Source organism: Pseudomonas sp. NBRC 111131, from assembly GCF_001320525.1.
Taxonomy (GTDB): Bacteria; Pseudomonadota; Gammaproteobacteria; order Pseudomonadales; family Pseudomonadaceae; genus Aquipseudomonas; species Aquipseudomonas ceruminis.
In genome coordinates this window covers 168,067-181,632 of record NZ_BCBH01000002.1, presented here as the reverse complement: position 1 = coordinate 181,632, position 13,566 = coordinate 168,067, and the positions used below count along the sequence as shown (strand labels likewise).

General features: G+C 63.9%; 12 protein-coding genes. 7 read left to right on the top strand and 5 right to left on the bottom strand.

The features are described 5' to 3' along the window. The first annotated feature begins 142 nt into the window (after positions 1-142). The 4 genes from APH34_RS02940 (at position 143) to APH34_RS02925 (ending at position 6,087) form a co-directional block, all read left to right on the top strand. On the top strand, positions 143-2,647 hold the full coding sequence (locus APH34_RS02940; RefSeq protein ID WP_054899673.1) for a UvrD-helicase domain-containing protein: 2,505 nt from the start codon (positions 143-145) through the stop codon (positions 2,645-2,647). Between the two features lie 141 nt (positions 2,648-2,788). Continuing rightward, positions 2,789-3,715: an alpha/beta fold hydrolase gene (locus APH34_RS02935; protein ID WP_054899672.1), complete on the top strand. Its 927-nt coding sequence runs from the start codon at positions 2,789-2,791 to the stop codon at positions 3,713-3,715. Between the two features lie 76 nt (positions 3,716-3,791). Beyond that, complete coding sequence (locus APH34_RS02930) at positions 3,792-4,217, top strand: VOC family protein (protein WP_054899671.1); 426 nt, start codon at positions 3,792-3,794, stop codon at positions 4,215-4,217. A gap of 196 nt (positions 4,218-4,413) precedes the next feature. Next, the gene (locus tag APH34_RS02925) at positions 4,414-6,087 is read left to right on the top strand and encodes an MFS transporter (protein WP_054899670.1); all 1,674 of its coding nucleotides are present in this window, start codon (positions 4,414-4,416) and stop codon (positions 6,085-6,087) included. Between the two features lie 47 nt (positions 6,088-6,134). On the opposite strand, the gene APH34_RS02920 is transcribed toward APH34_RS02925, so the two are convergent. Both APH34_RS02920 and APH34_RS02915 read right to left on the bottom strand, forming a co-directional pair. Beyond that, positions 6,135-6,704 (bottom strand): hypothetical protein, encoded by a 570-nt coding sequence (locus APH34_RS02920; protein WP_054899669.1) that lies wholly within the window; start codon positions 6,702-6,704, stop codon positions 6,135-6,137. A gap of 76 nt (positions 6,705-6,780) precedes the next feature. Next, positions 6,781-7,167, bottom strand: a complete 387-nt coding sequence (locus tag APH34_RS02915) for a VOC family protein (protein ID WP_054899668.1) — start codon at positions 7,165-7,167, stop codon at positions 6,781-6,783. Between the two features lie 254 nt (positions 7,168-7,421). Here APH34_RS02915 and APH34_RS02910 point away from each other — a divergent pair, with 254 nt between their 5' ends. Further along, positions 7,422-8,327, top strand: a complete 906-nt coding sequence (locus APH34_RS02910) for a LysR family transcriptional regulator (RefSeq protein ID WP_054899844.1) — start codon at positions 7,422-7,424, stop codon at positions 8,325-8,327. Between the two features lie 43 nt (positions 8,328-8,370). Here the strand turns inward: APH34_RS02910 and APH34_RS02905 are convergent, their stop codons facing one another. Further along, complete coding sequence (locus APH34_RS02905) at positions 8,371-8,787, bottom strand: RidA family protein (protein ID WP_054899667.1); 417 nt, start codon at positions 8,785-8,787, stop codon at positions 8,371-8,373. Then, positions 8,787-10,106, bottom strand: a complete 1,320-nt coding sequence (locus APH34_RS02900; RefSeq protein WP_054899666.1) for an NAD(P)/FAD-dependent oxidoreductase — start codon at positions 10,104-10,106, stop codon at positions 8,787-8,789. Before APH34_RS02900 ends, APH34_RS02905 begins: the two co-directional genes overlap by 1 nt. 303 nt (positions 10,107-10,409) lie before the next feature. Between APH34_RS02900 and APH34_RS02895 the strand changes: the two genes are divergently transcribed. Together APH34_RS02895 and argE are read left to right on the top strand one after the other, a co-directional pair. Then, a complete protein-coding gene (locus APH34_RS02895; RefSeq protein WP_054899665.1) occupies positions 10,410-11,087 on the top strand; it encodes a DUF1028 domain-containing protein in 678 nt (225 codons plus the stop codon). Then, on the top strand, positions 11,080-12,240 hold the full coding sequence (gene argE / locus APH34_RS02890) for an acetylornithine deacetylase (RefSeq protein WP_054899664.1): 1,161 nt from the start codon (positions 11,080-11,082) through the stop codon (positions 12,238-12,240). Before APH34_RS02895 ends, argE begins: the two co-directional genes overlap by 8 nt. A 63-nt stretch (positions 12,241-12,303) precedes the next feature. Here argE and APH34_RS02885 read toward each other — a convergent pair whose 3' ends face one another. Continuing rightward, on the bottom strand, positions 12,304-13,563 hold the full coding sequence (locus APH34_RS02885; protein WP_054899663.1) for a carbohydrate porin: 1,260 nt from the start codon (positions 13,561-13,563) through the stop codon (positions 12,304-12,306). Between the last annotated feature and the right edge of the window lie 3 nt (positions 13,564-13,566).

The following is a 13,566-nucleotide window of genomic DNA, read 5'->3' as shown; positions in this document are numbered from 1 at the left end:
AGAAACATCGAAAATAAGCGTAAATATCGGCTTATTATGATCGGTTAAATCGATTTAATAATGGGAAGTGAATTATGCGATTCATCGCCTAATCTGCTGATCTGCAAGCATTCGCTGGCCATTTTTTGTCGATGCGGCGAACATGGCCGCTGATTCGATTTTCAACGGAGTAACCGTGGCCCACGAGCAACCCCAGGCCCCCGCCGACCTGACCCCGCCTGCCCAGTTACCCTGGTTTCGCCGCCTGGCGGCGCGCCTGCTGGGCAGAGGCTTGACTCATCTGCAGGCGCAGCACCGCGACTCCTGGTTCCTTGGCCATGCCACGGGCCAGCGTAGCGGCCATGCCGATGGCCTGCGCGAAGGCTTTGAACGGGGGCGGGTTGAAGGTTATGAAGCGGGGCGCCAAGTGCTGGTGATTCGCGACGCACGCCCCGACAGTACCGCCGTGCCTGGCCAGGACGACAGGCTGTTCGATGATTGGCGTCTGCCGCTCAGCGCCGAGCTGAAAAAGCGCTTCAAGGCGGACGTCGCCCAGCGCCTTCCTGCCCAGGCCCAACCCAGCCCGGCACAGTGGAAGCTGATTTTCAGCGACACGCCTTCGACCTGCGTGGTGGCGGGCGCAGGGGCGGGCAAGTCCACCTCGCTGGTGCTGCGTATCCTGCTGCTGCGTCATTATCTGGGCTACGAGCTGGATGCGATGACCGTGGTCACCTTCACCCGGGAGTCACGCAAGGACTTCATCAAGCGCCTGGTGCAGGTCTTCGCGCTGTGGCAACTCGACCTGCAACCGGCTCGCGCCCGCGAGCTGGTGCGTACCTTCCATTCGCGCATCCTACCGCTGGTGCGCAGCTTGCCGGGCTTTGCCCAGGTACGTGCGTTCGAGAACCTGGGTAACGAGATGCCGGCTGGCCGCGAAGCGGACACTGAAAGCAACCCGTTCGACCTGCGCCTGAACGACGCCCAGCGCCAGCACCTCAATCTCTGCTACAGCGGGTTGCTGGCCGACAACCCTCGCTTTGCCGAAATCGTCGCGCTTCTGCGCCGCGAAGCCCTGCAGCTCAAACCTCTGGATCCGGACCATCCTGACGTGCAGAAGCGTGTGCAGGTGACGCAACTGGCGGCTCAGCGTGACGAAGAACTGTGCGATGTGATCGAAGACTTGTGGTTCGCGGCTGGCGCGTGGCCAATCAAGGGGATCGAGCCCTGCCGTGAAACGCTGGAGATCCGTGGCAGCCGCTTCCATGTGCATGGTCGGCTGGAAGGTCTGGGTGCGTGGGTGGTGCTCGGCTTTGACCCTTCGGAAAGTGCGCAGTACCAACGCCCAGGCGCCAAACTGGCGGTACGCGCCGAATGGGCCGTCAAGCGCACGTTGTTGCAGGCGTTCTGCGACAAGCCGGTGATCTGGCTCGATAACTACGGCATGGCGCGGCGCCTGGCGGCGTCGCTGGCAGGGGATGCGGTGGCCGGCCCCGGCTTCGAATACAAGGTCAAAGGGGAGCTTGCCCCGGCACCGCTGCTCGACGCCTTCGTCGGCGCCGCCAACTTCATCGAGAACCTTGGCCTGGACGTGAACCGCGCCGTGGCGGCGATGAGCTTCCCGTCGGGTGACAGCGACGCCCTGTTCTTCGAGGCGCTGGCCTTGTACTGGAAAGCGCTGGAGGCGCACCTGTTGGCCCAGTCGCCGCCGGTGATGAGCTACAACCGCATGTTCGCCCTGTTCGGCGAGAACAACCCAGAAAACCTGCAACTGCTGCCTGATCCGTTGCTGCGACCGCTGGCCCACCTGATGATCGATGAGTTCCAGGACGTCTCGCCGCAGATCGTCAGTTGGCTGCGCGCCAGCCTGGCCGAGATTCGCCGGCGTGGGCCGACCATGCACACCGGGCGCAACGCCCAGCATTCGTCGCTGCTGTGCGTGGGCGACGATTGGCAATCGATCTATGGTTGGCGGGGCAGTTCGCCAACGTATTTCATGGAGTTCACCAAGGCGTTCCCGTCACCGGCCAATACCCGAGTCATGCTGGTCGACAACTACCGCTGCCAGCAACAGGTGATCGATGCCGCCGAGCACCTGGTCAAGGGTGCACCGGCGATTGCCGGCAAGAAGGCCCGCGCGGCAGGCCCCGCGGCCGAGTTGCCCGGCGTGCCGGTCAAGGTGTTCGACCGCGATGAAGCGGCCCTGGGCCAGACCCTGGTCGAGCATTACCAGCGTGGTGAGTCGGTGATGATGCTGTACCGCAAGAGCAGCGACAAGGCGCTGATGGATGAGCACCTGCGGCCTGTGTTGCTGGCCGAGGCGCAGTTGCCTGCAGAGCAGCGGCGCCTGCGCCAGCTGACCTACCACAGCGCCAAAGGCCTGCAGGCCGATGCCGTGTTCATGTTGGGTGATTGCCATTACGTGACCAGTTCCCCGTACAAGAACCAGGTCTATCGCCTGGCCGGCCTGGGTCGTGCCGGCGATGCGCAGCCGTTCGACACGGCACAGAAAGAAGAGGTGCAACGCCTGGCCTACGTGGCCGTGACTCGGGCCGTGAGCCACTGCTACTGGCATGTGGAGGCCGCCAACGGCGAGGCGGCAGCCGCGCCACGGGCTTCCAGCCAGGTGGATGGCCGGCAGGCCTTCTTCGAGGACCAGCGAGGGCAGTGACCGCAGGGCGATGGTGGCAGAAGGCCGTTGCCCGGGTCGGTCTCGTGCATGCGTGGGTCGGTGCGAGGCCAGCAGGGCACGGCCTGCTGGGCGATGGTGTACTGCAGGCATGGCGCCAGGCTTCAGCCAGGGAGAACTTCGATGCGCTCGCAGTGCAGTCCCAAGGATCATCTGCTTGACCTAGACGGTGTTGAAATAGCGATACGTACCTGGGGGCCGGAAGACGGCATCCCGGTGTTGGCGTTGCACGGTTGGCTCGACAATGCAGCGTCGTTCGACCGCTTGGGGCCGCTGCTCGACGGCTGCTTCGTGGTCGCCCCGGACCTGGTAGGCCACGGGAGCTCCGAGCACCGTCGCCAGGACAGCGGCTACTACCTCTGGGAGCATGCCGAAGACATGCTCGCGGTAGCCGAAAGCCTGGGGCTGGCGCGGTTTCACGTGCTGGCCCATGGCATGGGCAGCGGCATTGCCTCGCTGCTGGCTGCCATGACCAGTGGTATCGCCAGCATGATTTTTCTCGACGGCATGGGGGCACCGTTCACCGTGGCCGAAGATGACCGGGTGCAGCACCTGGCCCGCGCCTATCGGCTCAAGCGCATGGTCCGGCGCAGCCAACTGCAAGGGTTTGCCGAGCCCGAAAGCAGCCGCTTCGACAACCTCGAAACCGCGCTGGAACAGCGCCGCAAGCGCCTGGATGGCGAGCTTTCGGGTGCCGCTGCGCGGCTGTTGGCCCTGCGCGACCTGCTGCCCCTGGAGGAAGGCTACTGCTGGCGGCATGACCCGCGCCTGGTATTGCCCGAGCCCATGCCCTTGACCGAACGCGAGGCATGCGAGCTGCTGAGCGAAATCCACTGCCCGCTGTACCTGATGTTCGGCAGGCAGGGGGCCTATGCAGCCGGGGGCTTCGGGCTGCGCGAGGCGGCTTTGCCCAGCCACGCGCGGGTGTCCTGGCACCCCGGGGGGCATCACTTTCACCTGGAGGCACCGGATCGGGCACTGGTCGATCAAGTGCTGCGCATTCTCGCCCGCCACGAGAACGGCCTGCAGCTGCGTTCGGTAAACGAATAGCGGGGGTGGTCAGCCTGTCGGCGGGTGGGCTATGGTGGTGAACGCCCTCAGGGTAACGGCCTCAAGGAGCACAGGCATGCGACCGTTCGCCATCAAGCACATCGACCACCTGGTCCTGCGGGTCAGCGACCTGCAGCGCAGCGTGGCGTTCTACCGCGACCTGTTGGGCTGCACGGTCAGTAGAACGCGCGAGGACCTGGGCATGGTCCATCTGGCGACGGGCACGGCAATGATCGACCTGGTGACCCTTGAGGGGCCACTGGGGCGCCCGGGTGGCGCTGCGCCTGGGGCTGAAGGGCGTAACCTGCATCACTTCTGCCTGCGCATCGAGCCCTTCGATGAGCAGGTGCTGACGGCCTACCTGCAAGGGGCAGGCGTGAGCGTGGAGCCTGCCGAAAAACGGTATGGCGCCGAGGGCGAGGGGCTTTCGCTGTATTGCTACGACCCTGATGGCAACCAGGTCGAACTCAAGGGGCCGGTGGCTGCTGCGCCGGTGCCGTGAGGGTTTTTGCGGGGCACCGTGCTGGCAGGTGGATATCTGCGCAAAGCCGATTATGCTTCAAATACCTTGCTGCGATCCGAGGCGGCCCGTCTCGTCGTGCTTCGCGCAACCAATGCAAGCCCTAGGGCCTGGGGTGCGACGGTGAAGTGGGTGTGAGGTACTCCGGCCTGCGAAAACGACAAGACGGAGGCAACCCATGGCGGTTCTCGACAGCGCATCCACGGGCAGTAGCGCGCCCCAACGGGGCATCACCAAGGAGGAGCGCAAGGTCATCTTTGCTTCCTCCCTGGGCACCGTGTTCGAATGGTATGACTTTTACCTCTACGGGTCGCTGGCGGCGATCATCGCCAAGCATTTCTTTGCCGGCGTCAATGACACCACCGCGTTCATCTTTGCCCTGCTGGCCTTTGCGGCGGGCTTTGCCGTAAGGCCATTCGGTGCCATCGTGTTCGGCCGCCTGGGCGACATGATCGGGCGCAAGCACACCTTTCTGATCACGATCGTCATCATGGGCCTGTCCACGGCGCTGGTGGGGCTGCTGCCCAGCTACACAACGATTGGCGTGGCGGCGCCGGTCATTCTGATCACCCTGCGCCTGCTGCAGGGGCTGGCCCTGGGTGGTGAATACGGCGGCGCGGCGACCTACGTGGCCGAGCACGCGCCGAAAGGGCGGCGAGGCTTTTTCACCGCCTGGATCCAGACCACCGCGACACTGGGGCTGTTCCTGTCGCTGCTGGTGATCCTGGCCTGCCGGACGGCAATGGGTACCGAGGCGTTCGAGGCCTGGGGCTGGCGCATTCCATTCCTGCTGTCGATCCTGTTGCTGGCAATCTCGGTGTACATCCGCATGCAACTCAACGAATCGCCGGTGTTCATGAGGATGAAGGCGGAGGGCAAGTCTTCCAAAGCGCCATTGACCGAGTCGTTCGCCCGCTGGGAAAACCTCAAGGTGGTGATCATGTCGTTGCTTGGCGGCACCGCCGGCCAGGCGGTGGTGTGGTACACCGGGCAGTTCTATGCGCTGTTCTTCCTGTTGCAGACACTGAAGATCGACCCGCAGACGGCCAACCTGCTGATTGCCGGCTCGCTGCTGATCGGCACGCCGTTCTTCATCATCTTCGGCAGCCTGTCCGACCGCATCGGGCGCAAGAAGATCATCATGGCCGGCTGCATCATTGCCGCGCTGACCTACTTCCCGATCTTCAAGGCGCTGACCGAGTACGGCAACCCTGACGTGTTCGTCGCCCAGGAGCAGAACCCGGTCGTGGTGGTGGCCGACCCTGGCCAGTGCGCCTTCCAGTTCGACCCGGTGGGCAAGGCCAAATTCACCAGCTCCTGTGATATCGCCAAGAGCCTGCTGGCCAAGCGGGCGATCCCGTACGAGAACGAAAAGGCCGCACCTGGCACGTTGACCCAGATCCGTATCGGCGAGCGGGTGCTGCCAAGCTTTGACGGCAGCAGCCTGCCGGCAGCGGACTTCAAGGTCCAGAACGATGCCTTTACCGCGACCTTAGGCGGCGCCTTGAAGGAGGCCGGCTACCCCGAGAAGGCCGACCCGGCGAAAATCCACTACCCGATGGTGCTGTTGCTACTGACCATCCTGGTGATCTACGTGACCATGGTCTACGGGCCGATCGCCGCCTGGCTGGTTGAGCTGTTCCCCGCCCGCATCCGTTACACCTCGATGTCGTTGCCGTATCACATCGGCAATGGGTGGTTCGGCGGCTTCCTGCCGACCGTGGCGTTTGCCATGGTGGCGGCGACCGGGGATATCTACTATGGGTTGTGGTACCCGATCGTGATTGCACTGATGACGGCAGTGTTGGGCATCTGCTTCCTGCCCGAGACCAAGGACCGGGATATCACCTGAGCCCGAGGCCGGCAGTACCGGCATGAGCGCCGGTACTGCCAGGACGATCAGTCGAAGTACCCACGCAGGGTGAACGGGTAGCTGATATCCACTTCGCTGGCCTCACCTCGGCTCCAGCGCCTGGTCAGTACGAACTCGAACGCTGGCTCGTACAACCCGTCGCGCACCAATGCGCCGGCCAATACCTCGACGTCATACCAGCCGTTGTCCAGCTCGATGATGGGCCGCCCTGGCACCTGGTAGCGGGCCAGCAGGTCGCCCAGCGTCTTGTTGGTGAAGTGCTGCAGGATGCGCCAGGTATAGAGCATGACTGCACCATGCTCGACCTGCAGCACATAGCCGCTGCGCCGGTGCTTGAGGCGGCTGCCTGGCTCGAGCAAGGCCGGCGGATGGCCATCGAGGGTGAAGAGGATGTGATAGGGCAGGTTGTCGACCCCGGCCAAGGGAATAACGATGCCCTCACGCACTGCCTGGTCGCCGATGTCGGTGCGGGTAAATGCGCTAGCCAAGTCGTCAGGCAACTGGTGGTCATGCTTGAAGCGATCAAGCAACTGGATGTCGCCGACCAGGAAATAGTCGATCAGGTCGTTGAGCACTTCGCTGAATTCGTGGCGCATTGGTTTTCCTTGTTGTAGCGCACGGGGAACAGCAGCCAATGTAGCGAATGCATACCTGGCCTGCCACAGGTCTTGCTCAATGCTTCTGGGCGAGCTGGATCAGGTTGCCGCAGGTATCGTCGAACACCGCGATGGTGGCTGGCCCGATGTCGGTGGGCGGCTTGGTGAAGGTTACCCCGGCCTTGCACAGCCGCGTGTATTCAGCGTGAATGTCGCGCACGCCGAAAGACGTCACCGCAATGCCGTCCTGCTTAAGGGCTGCCTTGTAGGTCTTGGCCGCGGGGTGCGCATCGGGTTCCAGTATCAGTTGCACACCGTTGGGGTCGTTGGGCGAGGTGAGGGTGAGCCAGCGATGCTGGCCCAAGGGGATATCGTCCTTGGGCTCGAAGCCGAGCACGTAATGGTAGAAAGCCAGGGCCTTGGCCTGGTCGTCGACGAGGATGCTGGTGACAACGATCTTCATAGGCGCACACCGTTCCTGCGGGTCGTTAGTGTTCAGTAAAGACGCTCTGGCCCTGATTCACCAGCTGGCTACGCCTGTGGCCCAGGCATTGCGGGGGCGCGAGGGGTGAACTTCATCGGCGCCTGAGCGGGCCGCGCAAAAATATGCTCAAGCCTTAGGCAAATCCTTTATCACCCGGCAGCCTGCATGTGCGGCGCCAAGGTAAAGTGGCAGGATAATTCCAAAGGCGTCTGACTGGCGCCAGAGAGGTGCCTGTGGCTTCCTATACCTTGCGACAACTCAAGTACTTCGTCACCACCGTCGAGGCCGGCAGCGTTGCCGAGGCCTCGCGGCAGCTGTACATCGCCCAGCCGTCGATCTCCACGGCGATCAAGAGCCTGGAGGAGAGCTTCGGTGTGCAGCTGTTCATTCGCCACCATGCCCAGGGCGTGTCGCTGACCCCCAGCGGCAAGCGTTTCTACGCCAAGACCAAGTCGCTGTTGCAGATGGCCCACGAGTTCGAGCAGAACGCACTGGCCGACAACGACACCGTCGCCGGGCAGATCGACATCGGGTGCTTCGAGACAGTGGCACCGCTGTACCTGCCACGCCTGATCGCCGGTTTTCGCGAGCGCTACCCAGGGGTGGACATTCGCCTGCGCGACGGGGAACAGCAGGACCTGATCCAGGGCTTGACGGCCGGTACGTTCGACCTGGCGTTTCTGTACGACCACGACCTTGACGGTACCATCGAAGCCGAACCCTTGATGCCGCCGCAGAAGCCCTATGTATTGCTCCCGGAAAAGCATCGCTTCGCTGGCCAGGCGCAGGTGTCGCTGCGTGATCTGTGCCCGGAGCCGATGATCCTGCTGGACGTCGCGCCCAGCCGCACGTACTTCGTCAGCCTGTTCAACGAGATGGGGCTGACGCCGAACATTGTCTTCAGTTCGCCGTCGATCGAGATGGTGCGCGGGATGGTGGGCCAGGGCTTTGGCTTTTCGCTGCTGGTGACCCGGCCGCATTCGGAGTGCACGTATGACGGGCAGCGGCTGGTGACGGTGGACATCGCCGAACCGGTGGCATTGTCGGGGCTGGCGGCGGCGCGGCTCAAGCGGGTGCAACTGACCAAGCCGGCGCAGTTGTTCGTGGACTTTTGCCGGGAAGAGTTGGCCAGGCTATGAATCGATTGGGGCCGCATGTGCGGCCCCAGTTCGTTTCACTGAATCACTGCTGATCCGGGACTACTGCAATCACGTCGATTTCCATCAGCCACTCGGGCTGAGCCAGGCCTGCCACCACCAGGCCGGTGGAGATCGGGTAGACACCCTTGAGCCACTTGCCCACTTCCTTGTACACCGGTTCACGGAAGCGAGGGTCAGTGATGTAGGTGGTGGTCTTGACGATGTGCGACAGGTCGGAGCCGGCCTCTTCAAGCAGTTGCTTGACGTTCTTCATCGCTTGCTCGGCCTGCGCCCTTGGGTCGCCCAGGCCAACCAGGCGGCCCTCGAAGTCAGTCCCGACCTGGCCGCGCACGTAAATGGTGTTGCCGGCACGCACCGCCTGGCACAGGTCGTTGTCCAGGGTCTGGTTAGGGTAGGTTTCCTTGGTGTTGAACATGCGGATGCGGGTATGAGTAGGCATCAGTGGGCTCCGAGGGTGCTGACGTTGCTGATCGAGTGGGCTTGCTGCTCATCCGCTTCGCGCTGTTCGCGATCGCGGTAAGCCAGGTAGGTGCGCTGGGTGGCGATGTGGCCGGCGACGTGTTTGGCGTCGTGCCATACCCCCCAGATGAACGACGAACCACGGCGCGACAACCAGGGCAGGCCGAGGAAGTAAACGCCCGGTTCACGGGATACGCCGCGCTGGTGCTGGGGTTTGCCGTTGGCGTCGAAGGTGTCGACCTGCAGCCAGCTGAAGTCCACGCCGTAGCCAGTGGCCCAGATGATGCTGGTCACGCCTGCCTGGGCCAAGTCCAGTTGGCGCAGCGGGTTGCTGACACACGCCGGGTCCGGCAGGCGCTTGCGTGCCTCGGGCTCTTGCGGCAGGTCCAGGCCGTTGCGTTCGATGTAGGCATCGGCCGCATCGAGCAGGGCCAGGTAGTTTTCATCGCCACGCTGGATGTTTTCGGCCAGGTTGTCCTGGAAGCGTGCCACGCCGTTTTCGAATGACTGGGTCAGGCCGACCAGGGTCATGCCCTGGTGGGCGAGGGCGCGGAAGTCCACGGTGTGGCCACCACGGGCACCACTGACGGCGATGGTCACGTGTTCCCGCCCGGGCTTGGCAATTTCCGCGTCCCATTCGCCCAGCACGCCCAGCCACCAGCAGAAGTCACGGTTGCGATAGACACGTGGCGGGCGGTCATGGGCGCCGACCGAGAGGTAAACCTGACGGCCGGCGCGCATCAGTTCTTCGGCGATCTGCACGCCCGACGAGCCGGCACCGACCACCAGCACGGCGCCTTCGGGCAACTGCTCGGGGTTGTAGTAGGCCGCCGAGTGGATCTGGTGCAGGTGGGCGTCTTTGGGCGCGATGGCCGGGATCACCGGGCGCTGGAACGGGCCGGTGGCGGCGACCACACGGTTGGCGCGGATCACGCCTTCGTTGGTTTCGATGGTGAAGCCTGGGCGGTCGGCGTTGCGCACCACGCGCTTCACTTCGATGCCCGTGCGCACCGGCAAGTTGTACTTGCGTACGTACTGCTCGAAGTAGTCGGCAACCTGGTCCTTGCCGGCGAAGGCGTCGGCGTCGAGGTTGAATTCCAGGCCTGGGAAGCGGTCATGCCAGACCGGGCCGTTGGCAACCAGCGAGTCCCAGCGGCCCGTGCGCCAGGCTTCAGCGATACGTTTGCGTTCCAGTACCAGGTGCGGTACCCCGAGCTTGCTCAGGTGTTCGCTCATGGCCACGCCGGCCTGGCCGGCGCCGACGACGAGGGTGTCGATTTCGATGTTGTTCAGTGTCATGTCCGAGCCCTTGTTCAGGCGGTTTTTGTCAGGTCGGTTTGGAGGACCGCCGTTACCTGGGGCCAGACTAGGGATGCACCGGAAATCGCGAAATTAGTATTTAACTAGTACTTGCCGATAAAACGGCGAAGGCCCTGTGATCAAAGGCTTGCGGCGTAATGTGGGGGCGGTTCGGGAGGATTTTCAGGGGCGCGTCGCGGCCTTAGTTTTTTCCTGCTCAAGGCACAGGAAAAAGGTGGTTTCGCGCACTAAAGGGTTCTGTCCAGAATGCCAGCAACCGTACAGAACAACAGGAACCTCCCCATGACCTTCTCCATCATCGGTCGCTGCCAGGAAACCGGCCAGGTCGGTATCGCCATCAGCTCCTCGAGCATCGCTGTGGGCGCTCGCTGTCCGTGGGTACGTGCAGGCGTCGGCGCCGTGTCCACCCAGAACATCACCTTGCCCGCCCTCGGGCCACAGATCCTCGATGCCCTGGAGCAGGGCCAGATGCCACCTGCCGCGGCGCTGGACCGGGTGCTCAGTGCCAATGGCTGGAGCGAGTACCGCCAGGTCACGGTGATCGACAGCAACGGCCAGGTGGCGCTGTTTACCGGCAAGGAGGCACTGGGCGTGCATAACGCGGTGGCCGGCGAACAGTGCGCGGCAGCGGGCAACCTGCTGTCCTCGGTGCAGGTAATCGAGGCCATGGTGCACGCCTTCGAGCAGTCGGGTGGGCACCTGGCCGACCGCTTGCTGGCCGCCATGCACGCGGCGATGGCAGCAGGCGGTGAGGCGGGGCCGGTGCACTCGGCGGCGCTGAAGATCGCTGGCGAGCTGACCTGGCCACTGGTGGACCTGCGCGTGGACTGGGCCGACGAAGACCCGATCGGCGTACTCGATGGCTTGTGGCAGGCATATCGCCCGCAGATGCAGGATTACGTCACCCGCGCCCTGGACCCCACCACGGCGCCCAGCTATGGGGTGCCGGGGGATGAGTGAGTTCAGCAGCCGCGACGTGCTGGCGCAACTGATCGGGTTTGCCACGGTCAGCCGCGACTCCAACCTGCAACTGATCGGCTTCATTCGTGATTACCTGGCCGGGCTGGGCGTGGACTGCGAGCTGTTCCATAACCCAGAAGGCACCAAGGCGAATCTGTTCGCCACCATCGGGCCGTCAGGTATGGGCGGCGTGGTGCTCTCCGGGCACACCGACGTGGTGCCGGTGGACGGCCAGGCCTGGACGGTCCCACCCTTTGCCCTGAGTGAGCGTGACGGGCGTCTGTATGGCCGTGGCACGGCGGACATGAAGGGGTTCATCGCCTCCGTGCTGGCGGCCGTACCGGCGTTTCTAGCGCAGCCGTTGCGGATCCCGGTGCACTTGGCGTTTTCCTATGACGAAGAGGTCGGCTGCCTGGGCGTGCGCTCGATGCTGGCGGCGCTCGAGCAGCGCCCGCACAAGCCACGTTTGTGCCTGATTGGCGAGCCCACAGAGCTCAAGCCGGTACTGGGCCACAAGGGTAAGTTGGCGATGCGCTGCGAGGTGCACGGCGCGGCTTGCCACTCGGCGTATGCGCCGTATGGGGTCAATGCCATTGAGTATGCCGCCCGGCTGATCGGCAAGTTGGGCGAGATCGGTGATGCCCTGGCCTTGCCTGAACGCCATGACGAGCGCTTCGACCCGCCGTTCTCCACCGTGCAGACGGGGGTGATCAAGGGCGGCAGGGCGTTGAACATTGTGCCCGAGGAGTGTGCGTTCGACTTCGAGGTGCGGGCGTTACCAGGCTTCGAGGCGCAGTCGGTGGCCGATCAGTTGCAGGCCTATGCCGAAGCCGAGTTGCTGCCCCGCATGCGCAAGGTCAACGCCGCCAGTGCGATTCGCCTGCAGCCCCTGAGCGCCTACCCTGGGTTGGCCACGCCGGCCGACAGCGAGGCTGCACGTCTGGTGGCCTTGCTCAGTGGTTCGAATGCGTTCGGCACCGTAGCGTTTGGTACCGAAGGCGGGTTGTTCGATCAGGCGGGTATTCCCACCGTGGTCTGTGGGCCTGGGAGCATGGAGCAGGGCCATAAGCCGGATGAATTCGTCAGTGTCGAGCAGTTGCAGGGGTGTGACGCGATGCTATTGCGGCTGGTGGATTACCTGCGGCAAGGTTGATTGCGTTGGCTGCGTCGCGGGGCAAACCGCCCCCGCGAACGGGCCGCCAGGCGGCCCTCAAGCTTAGAAGGTCGCCTTGACCTGCAGCCCCACCACCAGCGCGTTGTCGATGGCCTTCCCGGAGAATGCGCCCGGCTCGATGATGTACTGCACATCTGGGCGCAGGTTCAGCCAGGGCGTGGCCTGGTAGCCATAGCTCAGCTCGATCAACTGCTCGGCGCTGTCGATATCCGGGAACGGCTGCCCGGCATCGAAGGCTGCGTCTTCCAGCACGTCGCGGCTGCGCGGGTTCGCCACGGCGCGGCCATAGCCCAGCGCCACGGTATCGCGAGGGCGGCCTTCGAACGGTTTGTACAGCACCACGCCGGCACCGTACCACTTGGTGAAAGGCGAGGCTGCCTTGCTCGACGCTGAGTACTGACCGAACGCATGCAGGCTGCGCCCCGGCGAGCGTTCATCGGCCCATACCGCCTGGTCGATCAGCAGGTAATGGCCGCCACGGCCAGACACCTCCTTGTCGCTGCCGATGCGTTTCACGTCGGAGCTGTCGTAGTAGTAGCCCAGCTTGTATTCGCCCGGCAGTTCACCTTGCAGCTTGTACACCAGCTCCACGGGCACAACGGTCCCGGTGGTGTGCTTGGGCCCCAGGTGCCAGGCGCGGCTTGAATTGCCGTTGCTCGACGGGTCGACGTTGAACGCTGCCACGCGTAGCTGCCAGGACGGTGACAGGTCGTACTTCACGCGGGCACCCAGGTGAGCGTTGGGGTAATTGGTCCAGCCACTGCCCCCGGACATGTTCAGTGGGTGGCCACAGAAGCCGGCGTTCATGAAGTTGCACAGGATGCCGCTGTCCAGGCCGCCGAGGTCGTTGCCCATGGCCATGTAGCCGATCTTGACGTTGAGCGCTGGGGTAAACAGTGTGCGCTCGTAGCTCAGCTCGGTCAGGCGGGTGTACAGGCCGCCGTAGTTTTCCTGGATGGGCAGGCGGTTGCCCACCAGGTCTTCCGAGGCGCTGTTGCCGCGGCGGTCGTTGAGGGTGAGCTGGACTTTGCCACCGTTGTTTAGGCCGTACAGCTTCGACAGATCGAACTGCACACCCAGCTTGAGGTTCTGCGAGTAGCGGGCCGAGCGGTGCAGGCCACCGTGGGCGTTGTAGGCGGTTTCACCGCTGTAGTCGCCGGTGAACTTGATGCCGTCGTCTTCGAGCTGGTGGCGCAGGCCACCCCAGTCGCCGGTCAGGGTGCTGCGGGACATGAGGTCGCCATCGGCCAGGGCAGTGGTACTGGCCAGGACGAGGAACAGGGCAGTGGGTGTGTAGCGCATTGC

Bases quoted from the DNA above. Each gene is read 5' to 3' on its own strand.
- APH34_RS02940 (WP_054899673.1), top strand. From the start codon at position 143: ATGGCCGCTGATTCGATTTTCAACGGAGTAACCGTGGCCCACGAGCAA.
- APH34_RS02935 (WP_054899672.1), top strand. From the start codon at position 2,789: ATGCGCTCGCAGTGCAGTCCCAAGGATCATCTGCTTGACCTAGACGGT.
- APH34_RS02930 (WP_054899671.1), top strand. From the start codon at position 3,792: ATGCGACCGTTCGCCATCAAGCACATCGACCACCTGGTCCTGCGGGTC.
- APH34_RS02925 (WP_054899670.1), top strand. From the start codon at position 4,414: ATGGCGGTTCTCGACAGCGCATCCACGGGCAGTAGCGCGCCCCAACGG.
- APH34_RS02920 (WP_054899669.1), bottom strand. From the start codon at position 6,704: ATGCGCCACGAATTCAGCGAAGTGCTCAACGACCTGATCGACTATTTC.
- APH34_RS02915 (WP_054899668.1), bottom strand. From the start codon at position 7,167: ATGAAGATCGTTGTCACCAGCATCCTCGTCGACGACCAGGCCAAGGCC.
- APH34_RS02905 (WP_054899667.1), bottom strand. From the start codon at position 8,787: ATGCCTACTCATACCCGCATCCGCATGTTCAACACCAAGGAAACCTAC.
- APH34_RS02900 (WP_054899666.1), bottom strand. From the start codon at position 10,106: ATGACACTGAACAACATCGAAATCGACACCCTCGTCGTCGGCGCCGGC.
- APH34_RS02895 (WP_054899665.1), top strand. From the start codon at position 10,410: ATGACCTTCTCCATCATCGGTCGCTGCCAGGAAACCGGCCAGGTCGGT.
- argE (WP_054899664.1), top strand. From the start codon at position 11,080: ATGAGTGAGTTCAGCAGCCGCGACGTGCTGGCGCAACTGATCGGGTTT.
- APH34_RS02885 (WP_054899663.1), bottom strand. From the start codon at position 13,563: ATGCGCTACACACCCACTGCCCTGTTCCTCGTCCTGGCCAGTACCACT.